General features: G+C 46.8%; 7 protein-coding genes and 3 tRNA genes. 2 read left to right on the plus strand and 8 right to left on the minus strand.

Translation table 11 applies throughout. The annotated features are described in order from the left end of the window. Window positions 1–82: 82 nt before the first annotated feature. Together HPS54_RS04610 and HPS54_RS04615 are read right to left on the minus strand one after the other, a co-directional pair. Window positions 83–1,291, minus strand: coding sequence for a bifunctional 3,4-dihydroxy-2-butanone-4-phosphate synthase/GTP cyclohydrolase II (locus HPS54_RS04610; RefSeq protein WP_172344297.1), 1,209 nt, complete (start codon window positions 1,289–1,291; stop codon window positions 83–85). 77 nt (window positions 1,292–1,368) lie between these two features. After that, entirely contained in the window at window positions 1,369–3,285 is a 1,917-nt protein-coding gene (locus HPS54_RS04615; protein ID WP_172344298.1) for an LptF/LptG family permease, read from the minus strand. A gap of 508 nt (window positions 3,286–3,793) precedes the next feature. Here HPS54_RS04615 and HPS54_RS04620 point away from each other — a divergent pair. Then, window positions 3,794–3,867 (plus strand) — tRNA-Met (locus HPS54_RS04620). A gap of 164 nt (window positions 3,868–4,031) precedes the next feature. Here HPS54_RS04620 and tsaE read toward each other — a convergent pair. From tsaE to HPS54_RS04650, 6 genes are all read right to left on the minus strand, one after another. Continuing rightward, complete coding sequence (gene tsaE / locus HPS54_RS04625; RefSeq protein ID WP_172344299.1) at window positions 4,032–4,445, minus strand: tRNA (adenosine(37)-N6)-threonylcarbamoyltransferase complex ATPase subunit type 1 TsaE; 414 nt, start codon at window positions 4,443–4,445, stop codon at window positions 4,032–4,034. 10 nt (window positions 4,446–4,455) lie between these two features. Next, window positions 4,456–6,126, minus strand: a complete 1,671-nt coding sequence (gene porX / locus HPS54_RS04630; RefSeq protein ID WP_172344300.1) for a T9SS response regulator signal transducer PorX — start codon at window positions 6,124–6,126, stop codon at window positions 4,456–4,458. 4 nt (window positions 6,127–6,130) lie between these two features. After that, window positions 6,131–9,496 carry a type IX secretion system periplasmic lipoprotein PorW/SprE gene (porW, locus tag HPS54_RS04635; protein ID WP_172344301.1) on the minus strand — a complete coding sequence of 1,122 codons (3,366 nt, stop codon included), beginning with the start codon at window positions 9,494–9,496 and terminating at the stop codon, window positions 6,131–6,133. 62 nt (window positions 9,497–9,558) lie between these two features. After that, on the minus strand, window positions 9,559–9,939 hold the full coding sequence (locus HPS54_RS04640) for a FeoB-associated Cys-rich membrane protein (RefSeq protein ID WP_172344302.1): 381 nt from the start codon (window positions 9,937–9,939) through the stop codon (window positions 9,559–9,561). Window positions 9,940–9,997: 58 nt separating this feature from the next. Beyond that, complete coding sequence (locus tag HPS54_RS04645; RefSeq protein WP_172344303.1) at window positions 9,998–11,248, minus strand: 3-phosphoshikimate 1-carboxyvinyltransferase; 1,251 nt, start codon at window positions 11,246–11,248, stop codon at window positions 9,998–10,000. A 1,306-nt stretch (window positions 11,249–12,554) separates the two neighbouring features. Then, a tRNA-Pro gene (locus tag HPS54_RS04650) sits at window positions 12,555–12,627 on the minus strand. A 165-nt stretch (window positions 12,628–12,792) separates the two neighbouring features. On the opposite strand from HPS54_RS04650, the gene HPS54_RS04655 reads away from it, so the two are divergent. Next, window positions 12,793–12,865: transfer RNA gene (locus HPS54_RS04655), tRNA-Phe, on the plus strand. The last annotated feature ends 3 nt before the right edge of the window (window positions 12,866–12,868 follow it).

Raw genomic sequence — 12,868 nt, forward strand, 5'->3', positions numbered from 1 at the left:
TTTATCCTATCAAACGAATAAAGCGAAAATTATTTCACAGTTCCGCTTGCAATCTGACAAGTTATGCTTTTATGCGACAATATTACAGGTGAAGCGTATGTCCCATACGCTCTTTTTTTGTCTCAAGATACCTTATATTATATTCGTTGGGAGTAACCTCTATCGGAACATTCTCGGTTATCTCAAGTCCGTATGCCTCAAGCCCTATCCTCTTTACAGGATTGTTTGTCAACAGGCGCATCTTACGCACGCCAAGTTCACGCAGTATCTGCGCGCCGCACCCGTAGTCGCGTTCATCAGGTTTAAAGCCGAGGTGCACATTGGCATCCACCGTGTCAAGTCCTTCTTCCTGCAACTTATAAGCCGCAATCTTGTTCATCAGCCCTATGCCGCGACCTTCCTGCTGCATGTAGACCACTACACCCTTGCCCTCTCTCTCTATCATCTCCATCGCCTTATGCAACTGCTCGCCGCAGTCACAGCGCTTGCTTCCGAGGATATCGCCCGTAGCACACGACGAATGTACACGCACCATCACCGGTTCATCGTCGGTCCACTCTCCTTTTATCAGCGCCATGTGTTCCAGTCCGTTGCTTGTCTGCCGGAAAGGTACCAACTTAAAATGTCCGTGCTCCGTCGGCATGTCAACTTCCTCACCACGTTCCACAAGAGTCTCGTGCTTAAGACGGTATGCTATCATGTCTTTAATGGAGATAACTTTAAGATCATACTTCTTGCCGAACTCTATCAGTTCGGGCAGGCGCGCCATTGTCCCGTCGTCGTTCATTATTTCCATTAATGCCCCTGCCGGATAGAGTCCTGCCATACGGCAAAGATCTATCGTCGCCTCCGTATGTCCGCTGCGACGAAGCACACCATTATCCTGTGCATACAACGGACTTACATGTCCGGGGCGTCCGAACGAACCGGGTTTTGATGCCGGATCGGCAAGCGCCTTTATGGTTTCTGCACGGTCGTGCGCGGAGACGCCGGTGGTACATCCGTCCAGTTTATCAATCGTCACCGTGAAAGGTGTACCGAGTACAGAGGTGTTGTCCGTAACCTGATGCGGCAGGTCAAGTTCATCACAACGCGAAATAGTGGTAGGGGCACAAAGCACTCCACGAGCATATTTCAGCATGAAGTTTACCTTCTCCGCCGTTATTTTTTCCGCAGCAATGATAAGATCGCCTTCATTCTCCCTATCCTCATCATCTACTACAATGACGAACTTACCGTTCTTAAAATCCTGAACGGCTTCTTCTATACTGTTAAGTTTCAACTTTTCCATAAACATCTTACACCTATTTATATTATATAATACAGTCTGCCGCGCCCATTGTCCTGATCATCGGACAACATGATACATCAGCGCCGCAAACCCTCAAACTTCATCTGACGTATACGACGGACAATAACACTGTTTGAATGTCTCACCGCACGCAGGTCGCGATACAGTCTCAAGCGGAACCGCCACATCCTTATATAAAGGAATATACCCACCGGCACGACCAGTGCCGCAACTATATTAAGCCATTTACGCTCAAACGGACGGGTATGGGCTTTGACCGCCATAAACGGATAATGACTCAGTTCGGTCAATATCTTCGGGTCTCTTGTATTTGACAGGTCCTCGATAACCTCCTCCAGTTCTTCGCTGATAACGGCGATACTGTTGTCCGGACTATACCTGAAGAACACATTGACAACATTGGGCGCAAACAGTAAGTTGTGGCTTCGCGAATACTCGGAAATTTCGGCAGATATACGCTCCAGCACTTCAACATCGTGATCGTAGCGTGGAGTTTCTATTATAACATCCTTGAATGACACATGCCGTTTCAGTCTCAGTCCGAGAAGCCTCATCAGGAGATTACGATACATATCTATATTGAACACTACCGAATCGTTGTTCGCCTTATATGTAAAGAACACCGCAAGCGGTGACAGCACAGCAAGGGCAATCCCCTTTCCAAACCACACCGTCCACATGCCTCCGCGTGCCATGCGATAGCCCATATTGTCAAATATGTAATAGACAATGAACACCAATACCGATATTATCACCGGTACGCCTAATCCGCCCTTTCGGATTATCGCGCCGAGAGGCGCGCCGATAAAGAAGAACAGCAGACAAGACAGAGCCACCGTAAACTTGTTTATCTCCTCTATGCGATGCTGACGGATAATCCTGTCACCGTCGGAAGTTATCATGCCCTTAAAATCAAGGTCGCTTATAGCAGACCTTACCTGCCCCATCGCATAGTTCACCGCCTCAAGTTTCTTTTCTTCCGGCATACGGTTATACACCGTGTCTATATTGAAACTCTTTGTAGACGCCATTTTAACGGCGCGCAACGAGTCTTTTGCCGAAAATGCAGGCAAAGCCCACGACACACGGCGCATGTCATGGTAGAAAGCCCGTCCTATACTGTCATATACATGGGTCAGCGAGTCGATGTCGTGTCTTATCTGCGATATGCTCTTACCGCGCGAATTGTTGGACAGCGCACCTGCATCCGCCACATTGAAGTCGGCATCAAAATCAAGCACAATCTTTTTTCTTACGAATGTCTCGCGCCTGTACGGCACACTTGCGCTGCCGGCAAACTCCTGCGACTTCATGTTCTCAAACCACTCACCGTCGTAAAGGCTCAGAACAAGGTGTTTCTTCTCTGCCGTTGACTGAAGCATGCCGGAGTCGGCAAGTATTATCGCCGCGTCTTCATAACTGTCCGTCATCCTGTATATCATGATACCATACAGCATGCCGGTCTCCACATTCTTCTTCTGCACATAGAGATTGCACTGCGGTATGCCGTCATAAAATATGCCTTCGGGTATCTCTAGTTCCGGACTTTTCTGCTTCATCGACATCAGCAGGCGGGCAAACGACATGTTGGCATTGGGTCCCACCACGTTCTGGAAATAGAACGACCCCAACGAGATAAAGACAACAATGACAATAAGCGAACGGAACGCCTGCATGAGCGAAATGCCTGCCGCCTTAATAGCCGTAAGCTCGCTGCTCTCTCCAAGATTGCCGAAAGTTATAAGGGCGGAAAGAAGTATCGCAAGCGGAAGAGCCTGCGGAACAAGAATAAGAGCCATATAGCCGAAAAACTGGGCAAGGACTTCTACAGACAAGCCTTTGCCTATAAGTTCGTTGACATACTTCCACAGAAACTGCATCATCAGCACAAACTGACAGATGAAGAAAGCTCCGACAAAAAGCACACCAAACTGTTTGGCTATAAATATATCTAATTTCTTTACGTGAATCATGATTTTCCGCAAGTCCGGTATCATATACCGACATGCAAAATTAGTATAAAATTATCAGAAACCAACATGTTTTTATATTTTTATGAATAATGTATGTGAAGGTATAACACGGCAAAACAGTGTCCGAAAGGCCATCTTTCAAGAGCCAAAAGGCGACCTTTCGCACGCTGAAACGGCACCTTTTAGAAGCTAAAAGGTAACATCTTGATTTCATGAAAGTTGCAAAGGCGTCATCAAGCGTGTTTGCTACCTGCCGCGCAACAAGGTCATTGAACGGAACATGCCTGTCGCGAATGAAGCCCCAAACACCTTGGCTGTCACTCCGGAACACAGTCAGCCATTTTACGCAAAACAGATGTCAGAAATTAATTATCATTATATTGCATCTGCTTATATTTCATCCTCTCCTAATATATTTTATCACTCACATGCAAAAAAATATCAAAACATTCTTGCATATTCCGATTATTTGCCTTACCTTTGCACCCGCAATAACAACAATGGAGTTGGCGGGATAGCTCAGCCGGTTAGAGCGCATGATTCATAATCATGAGGTCCCCAGTTCAATCCTGGGTCCCGCTACAACAAGAAAAGACATTCAAGAGGCACATCCGCCATTGAATGTCTTTTTTATTATGTCCAAAATGTGATGCCGGGCATACGTTTATCCATTTTCATGAAATAGTATTTCCATGCACATCAGCTTCTGCAAAATGTGAGGGCACAGCGTCCGCAAGGCTGCCATGTCAAAATCTGACAACCCTTGCCCCGCTTTCTGTCTCCTCTATTGTAACTTTCAGTGCATCTTCAGGCAAAAGATCCTCTATAAGTTCGGGCCACTCTATGAAGCAGAGACTGCCGCTATAGAAATATTCCTCATAGCCCATGTCATATACTTCGTCAAGTTTCTTTATGCGGTAAAAGTCGAAATGGTATATAATACCACAGTCTTCGGCGCAATGATATTCGTTTACAATAGAGAATGTGGGCGATGTTATGACATCGTCTACACCCATGTAACGGCACAGCGCTTTGATAAATGTGGTCTTCCCCGCTCCCATGTTTCCATAGAAAGCAAAAACTTTACTGTCGCCCATGTGCCCTGCGAATGTCTTTGCAACCGCATCAATATTCTCCAACGAGTCTATTATTATCTCCATAAATGTATGTTTATCTCTTTCTTTCTTTAAGTGTTATAAGCGGCACAAGCATTTCTTCCATAGAAATGCCACCGTGCTGGAATGTGTCTTTATAGTATGACACGTAATAGTTATAGTTGTTAGGATAGGCAAAGAACGTATCGCCCGTAGCAAACACATACGATGTGCTGAGGTTGGGAGCCGGCAGAAGTGCCTTGCGCGGTTCTTTTATCACAAACACCTCTTTGGGATTATAATTGAGGTTCTTGCCCAACTTATATCGCAGGTTGGTATTGGTATTGCGGTCGCCAATTATCTTTACGGGTTTTGAGGCACGTATGCTGCCGTGATCGGTGGTTATCACCACCGTGTGGTTGCTCTGTGCAAGCAGTTTGAAAAGCTCTGAAAGCACCGAGTGGCGGAACCAGCTGAGCGTGATGCTGCGGTATGCCGATTCGTTGTTGGCAAGCTCGCGCACCATCTTCAGCTCGGTACGTGCATGGCTGAGCATGTCGATGAAATTTATCACAAGCACGTTCAGGTCATTGTTACGCAACTGATTGAACTGCTGTATGAACTTGTCTGCTCCATTCGAGTCGTTTATTTTATGATACGAAAATGTGTCCTTGCGGCGGAAACGATCGAACTGTGTCTGTATCAGCGGGCGCTCGTTGAGGTTCTTGCCCTCGTCCTCGTCTTCCTCCACCCACAGGTCCGGAAACATTTCGGCTATCCTGTCGGGCATCAATCCGCTGAATATTGCATTACGGGCATACTGCGTGGCAGTGGGCAATATCGTCATGTACATGCTCTCTTCAATATCGAACATATCGCCAATCTCTGCCGACAACACGCGCCACTGGTCATAGCGGAAATTGTCTATGACGATGAGAAAGACTTTCTCACCGCTGTCTATAAGGGGGAATATTTTTTTCTTGAATATATCGGGACTCATCATCGGGCGGTCGCCGGCATCCGTATCACTCACGCCCGAAACCCCGCGCTGTTTGCCGAAACGCATGTTTGCCGAAACAAGGCGCCCGAGAGAGGCGGCACCGCGACTGTCCGACACTCCGCCCTGCTCTGCGGCAATGGAAGCAATCCAGTCCATATAATGATTTTTCACATACTTCACGAAACCGCTGTTTGCCTCTTCTTTCTGCATCATAAGCATGTCCTTCATGCTGCTGTCGGCACTGCTCAGTTCCAGCTCCCAATGTACAAGACGCTTATACACATCCATCCAGTCGCGATATGTCTCGCACCTGTCAATCTGCGAGGCTATATCCTGAAAATTCTGCTGATACCCGCTCTGCATCACTTCCGTCACAATCTCCCTGCGATGTATGTTCTTCTTCAGCGAAAGAAGTATCTGATTGGGATTTACGGGTTTTATCAGATAATCGGCAATCTTCGAGCCTATAGCCTGGTTCATGATATCCTCTTCTTCGCTTTTGGTAACCATTACAACCGGCGTGGCAGGCGATATTTCCTTTATTTTCTGCAGTGTCTCCAGACCGCTGAGTCCGGGCATCATCTCGTCAAGCAGTATAAGGTCGAACGTTTTCTGCCGACACTGGTCTATGGCATCGGTTCCGTTACTCACGGTAACGACCTCATAGCCTTTCTTCTCAAGAAAAAGCATGTGCGCACGCAACAACTCTATCTCGTCATCGACCCAAAGTAATAATCCGTTGCTCATTGTATTAAAATCCGTCTAATTCGTAATACTCGTCTTCTATATCGTAAACCGGCTCGGTTTTGTTGTTGTTACTCTGATTTGCAGGCGGCGCAACGTTTTCCACATCGTCGCTGAAATCAATGCCGGTGTCCTCCGGTTGAGAAACAGTCGGTACCGTCTTTTCGGGTTTGGGTTGCGGTTTGGACGCAACAGCCGGCTTTACCGGAGGCGTCACCACAGGTTTTGGCTGTTCCTTTACAGGCTGCGGCACAGGCACGGTAACGGGTTCTGTCACGGTTACAGGCTCATCCCCGGCAACCACACCGGTATTTGTAGTACTTGCGGCAGGAGTTTCTTCTGGAACAACAAACGTGTCATCGTCAGTCACAGGTGCCGTCGGAGCATTGTCGTCGGGCACAACCACATCGTCAGAAGGCTGTGCGACACCGGAATCTTCCACCGGAACGGTAACGGCATCGTTATCGTCCTGCACACCGTCGACACCAAGGTCAAGATATGTATCATCATCCACCACGCCGCCATTATACAATTCGTCCTCGGATTCTTCCGCTTCTTCCGGTTGCCGCTCGTATTCTATCGTGGCGGGTTCGGTAAGCAGACGCACCGTGCTTATGCGCAAGGGGATGAAATGTTTCTCGTAGAACTTGTCGTAATCGTTATAGCTGAACTGCGTGCCAAGCAGCTCGAGGTTCTTCTCACTGATGATTATCACACGGCTCTTCTCCATGAGACGGGTGATATTCTTGTTCGTATAGAGTTGACGGGCATATTGCAGCACCTCGTCATAGCTCTTGAAACCCTTCACCATCATACGGTGCAGACCGTCGAAGTCTTCTACGGTGATGTCGAAATTACGTACAAGGAAGTTCGAGAAATTATAGCGTGCAAGTTCGAAAAGCAGCTGGTTTTCATTGACAGAGTCCGGCTGGTATGCTATTATGAACGAGAAGTCGACATTGCGTTCGGGCACAAACTTGCGCACTGCCACCGAGTCGCTGTCGCTCATAACATCGGCACGTCGCTCCCAAACATTGCCAATGTCGAATTTGGCACCATGCAGACGTCTGCCGCCTTTTACGCCGTTGATAATCATTCCGGCAAGCGGACTGACATCACTTTGCGGATAGTCTGCCACCACCTTGTTCATGTCTTCAAGACAACCGCGGGTATCTCCGTTGTTGAGTTTGCTAAGACCACCGATAAAAATAAACTTGTCGCGGTTGGCACCGAGCGGGAAGCGGTTTGCCGAAATCTCGCCGTTACGCCTCACCTCGTCAAACTTGTCTGCTTTAAAAGCCTCGTATGTGGCGGCATATATGGAGTCTTCAATATGTGTACCGTAGCGTGCGTTCTCCTCAAAATACGGGTCGGAGAGCAAAGCCGTCCACTTGCTGTCGACATGATGCTGTTTCAAGCGTTCAAGATATGCGGACGCCGTGGCTCTGTCGCCTTTCCTTGAATATAGCAGAAACAGGTGATATAGTGCCTCGTCCATATTCACAAAGTCGGGATAGTCGTCCGTAAGACGCCGCAGGCTCTTTTCGCTAAGCCGCAGATTGTCCAACTTGTCTTTGAATATCACGCCCGAATGATACAGTCCGTCTTCTATTATAAGATTGCTTGCAGCCACCTGTTCCTCGCTGAACGGAATCTGTGCAAGATAATATTCACGCTTGTGCGGATTGTTCTGCGCACTGTCCAAAACTTGTTTCAACGAGTCTTCGGCTGCCTCTGCCATGAAAATGGAATCGCGCTGGGCGTCGGTAAGTTCGTCCATAACACCGGGAGTGGCTACAACGGTCTTGTTCACGCGCTGCCAGTCGTCCACGTTCTCGCGCTTTCCCCACAATCTTTGGAAAGCCGATTTACCCTGATTTACTGCCATGGGATTGTAGAAATACCACTGTCCGCCCTGTCCCTGGCTGTTATTCGGAAAGTTACCGGTGTTTTGCTGCATGTTGGAACCTCCGTTCTGTGCCAGTTGCTGCTGCGCATCGGCTTCAGCCTGTGCGTCACGTTCAGCCTTCTCTTTCTTCCTGAGTGCTTCTATCACACGGTCGATAGCGGCATTACGCTCTTTCTCGGGCATTTTGGCAAGCGCCTGAAGAGAGTCTTGCAGATGCACGGCATCGGTATAGGGCACAAGCTCGTCAAGTATCTTCGAACGGTCGGAGAGCTGTTCGTAGTCGTCACGATCTTTATCGAGCAGTCCTATAGCCTCGCCATAACAGCGACGGGCATCGGAGAACTCTTCCCTTGCCCAATATAGATCACCGAGATTAAGCAACAGCACACCTTTCTCAATACCGTTACGCACGGACTTGGAATTGCCTTTTTCGTATGCCGCAATGGCATTCAGTGTATCGCGTTGCGACAGATATATATTGCCGATTGCATAATACACCTGGTCGAGATAGTCTTTATTATTGTCGGAGGCAGCCATGCGTTTCAGTCTGCCGATCATTTGCTTGGAACGTCCTGCACCCATAACCTCGGTCATGGCGATACGTGCGTTGAACTCAAGTTCGTATGGCGGATGCTGACGTATGACATGCTTGAAAGCCTTGTATGCTTCATCCTTGTTGCCGACGGCTGCCTGCAGCTGTCCCATAAGGAACCATTCGCGTGCCCGCTGCTTGCGCCTCATCTCGTGTTTTATGACCTTCCGCAGATATGGTATGGCTTCCTTGAAACGCGATGTGCGGATGTAGTAGTCGGCAAGGGTGTAGTCCCATTCTTTCTTTGCACGCCAGTGAATGGAGTCGCGGCGCATTTTTGTTATGACATCCTCGGCATCGTAAATCCAGTCTTGTTCTATATAGCACTTTGCAAGCCACGCCCGCGCCTTGCCGTATATTGCCGGCTGTGTGTTGTAAAGCCTCGCCATGTATGCGAATGTCGATGCCGCCTCGTCAAACGAGCCTTTCATGAACTGCGAACGTCCCATAAGCATCCACGCCTTCCATAAGAACGGATTATACTCCTTACGGTTAAGCCACTCTATGTCGCGTTCGGTCTTCTTCCTGCTTTTTGTCCATTCCGGGCGCCGTTTTATGCTGTGACGCTTTATGGCTTTCTTGCTTTTTTCGATGGCACGGTCGAAATTAGACGCGCCAAGCTCACGGCTGCCTTTATTGCCTACGGTATATAGTGGGATAATCTCGGTGAAATTATCTTTGTTGCCGTTTTCTTTTTCAAGTGAACCTTCGATGTATGCCACCGAACCATTGTAATAAGTGTTGTATTTTGCGTGAAAAGAATGCCACCAGCGGGTCTGTGATGTATTCTTTTCAGTGGAACAACCGACACAAACGGTTGCAATTACTACAACCAGTGCGGTAACGATATGTGCGGATTTATATGATTTCACTTTATATAAACTCTGTTTATAGCCGTTTTATTGCCCTGCCGCTTAAACTTTCAGACTGTATGTCAGGTCAGCAGAGCCGTCACCTCGTCTTTTATCTGGTCCGGCAAATTTATACCTCTTAGGGCTATACTGCGACACCAGCCCGGCACTTCTTCCTGTCGCATGGTGTACAGAACGTATCTGAACTGTTCCGCTTCTTCATCATCGTACATGTCCGAGGGACGTCCGATAAAAGTGTCAAGTTCTTCATCATCATAATACTCCACCTCTTTTACAGCCGCATCAAGCATGCATCTACACCCACATTTTGAAGGAGTATCACTGCAAGAACCGCACGAGGGACCGGTAGTCCCAGTGTTCTCCGCCACGTTTTTCCTGCCGTAAAGCCTCAACACGGCAACCAGCAGAGCGACAATTATGAGTAATATTGCTATATAAAACATGCCTTCTATAATATTTTGACACAAATACGAAAACTATATAAGAAAAGAAGCGGGCATTTTATCTGCCACCAACGATGAAACCGGCCCTGCCAAGATCATCCCAGAAATGAGGATAGGACTTGCTTACTACCTGCGGATTGTTGATTTTCAATCCCGGAAACTTAAACGCCAACGGTGCAAAAGCCATTGCCATGCGGTGATCTTCATACGTGTCTATCGCCATGTCTGTCGCCGGTTCGCAACGCTCGCCGTCCCACCACAGTTCGCTGTCGTTGCTATCTTTTATCACATAACCCAACTTAAGCATTTCCGTCTTTAATGCCTGTATGCGGTCGGTCTCCTTTATCTTCAACGTAGCAAGCCCCGTAAACCTGAACGGTATGTTCATGACGGCACAACACACTACAAATGTCTGAGCCATGTCGGGCTGGTTGATAAAGTCGTAGTCAAACCTCGGCAAACGGGTATGAAGCTTTTTCAGTCTTACGGCAGCAGGCTGCCCGTTGCCGTTTTTCTCAAATATCGTCTTGACACCAAGCATATTGAAAAGATATTTCACAACCGAGTCGCCTTGCAACGAACCGTCTTCAAGCCCCGTAAGTCTTATTTCCGCATCCATATCATCGCAAAGGGCTACAGCCTCATACCAGTATGAAGCCGCGCTCCAGTCGTTTTCGATGAAATATGTTCTCTGATTGTAACGTTTGTGGTGCACCTTTATGGTGTCATTGCCGGTCCACTCTGCCATTGCACCAAAATCGCGCATCATGCAAAGAGTCAGGTCTATATACGGACGCGATATGACATCTCCGGTAAGCTTAAGCTCGAGTCCGTGTTCAAGAACCGGTCCTATCATCAACAGTGCCGATATATATTGCGAGCTTACATTGCCCGGAATTTCGAGCATTCCGCCCTGCAATGCCTTTCCTTTGATACGCAACGGAGGAAACCCTTCCTCACCCTCATATTCTATATCAGCGCCCAAATATCTCAAAGCGTTCACAAGTATGCCTATCGGACGGTGCTTCATTCTCTCCGTTCCGGTTATCACATGCTCGCCTTCGATGACCGAAAGATATGCCGTCATGAAACGCATCGCCGTGCCGGCAGCCTTTATGTCTATCGTTTCGGGCATGTCGCTGAGCGCCCTCAGAACAACTTCCGTATCGTCACAGTCAGAAAGATTGCCGGGCAGCACGTCGCCGCCCGACAGTGCGTGTATTATAAGAGCCCTGTTGCTGATGCTTTTCGAAGCAGGCAGATTTATTGTTGTACCAAGAGTCCGTGGTGCTGTTATGTTGTATTGCATATATTCCTATGTTTTATAATCCTCATTTTCAAAGTACGGAAACAGCTTTGCTTTATATTCCATAACTCCCTTTATCTGATGAAAATCACATTTGCAAATTTATTAATTATAATCGTCATTGACAAGTAAACAACTGATAAAGTTAGTTATATCATGTTGCATATATAACACAGGTATAGCCCGAAGAACATTATTGTCGGCAGAAATCGTTTGTGGGGGGGAAAGGAAGATGGGTATGGAAGAAAAAGAAGAGAAGATAAAGGAATTCGATGGATTAACACCATTTTATTGACACCTTTTTTTACGTATTCGTGCGGAAAAATGTATAATACCGGACAATTATCGTGCAAAAAAATGTAGCTTTCCGGATGATATTCGTGCGAAAAAATGTAAAACGGATAGAATACATGTCTGTATTTTTTATTTTATCCGACATCTCTTCCAGTGACAGACACTTGTACGCTTACGACATTTTACACAATATTATCGTCTGTCGGCATGAAACAGTGTTATTGTAAACAGCAGACAAACAGACGTTTACGTCTTACACATCTTATATCGGCTGCACCGTTCTATACAAATATCCGTCCTTTTTCCTGTGACAGTTGTGACAGATGTGTACACTTGTTTTATAAAATACGCGAGAATTAAAAAATAGTCATCCTTTAAAGGAAAGGTATTTTTTAATCTACGGAAATGTTATAAAGTAAGTGTCAACATCTGTCACAAGTGTCACACAAGGTTATGAGGTGATTATGAGGTTATGAGGTTGTAAGGTGGGAGGTTATAAGGTGATAACGGTCCTGACACATGAAGCCCTGTGATTTTGCAATAACATCATTTATAACCTCAAAACCTTACAACCTCAAACAGCATTTATCACCTTATAACCTCACACCTTACCACCTTATAACCTTAAATTCTGCCAATTCCTGTCAATTCCCGCCAATTCCCGCCAACGCGGTTTCATGCCTTTGTATCTTTGCACTGTCAACAAAATAAAGAGCAAATGAACCGCAAAGAAAAATTATCTATAGCCGAAAGTGCGCCACTTAAGGCTGCAAAGTGCGCCATTTCACAGCGTAAACCTACGCATTTTACAGCGTGATGTTACGCACTTTACAGCCTTAAGTGGCGCACATCACAAGCTCAAGTGGCATACTTTACATGGGTAGTGGAATAATTCCCGTTAATTATAAATTATACATTGTCAATTATAAATTAATATACATATCTTCTCCACCAATACCATTCAGATACAACAATAAAAAAATGCGACGAAAGATTTAATCTCTTCATCGCATTGTCGGGATGAGGCGACTCGAACGCCCGACCCCTACGTCCCGAACGTAGTGCGCTACCAACTGCGCTACATCCCGATTGCATTCCTAATATCAAGCGTAACATACACCCTTATTCCGTAAATGCGGTGCAAAGATACTACATTTTTCCGAAACGGAAAGCATTTTGGCAATAAATATCAAAATAAATTTGTAAGATTGGCAAAAAACACCTACCTTTGCACCCGCAAAAGACAAAAACATGGTGCCATAGCTCAGTTGGTAGAGCAAAGGACTGAAAATCCTTGTGTCACTGGTTCGATTCCCGTTGGCACCACAG

Source organism: Xylanibacter caecicola (assembly GCF_013166515.1).
GTDB lineage: Bacteria > Bacteroidota > Bacteroidia > Bacteroidales > Bacteroidaceae > Prevotella > Prevotella caecicola.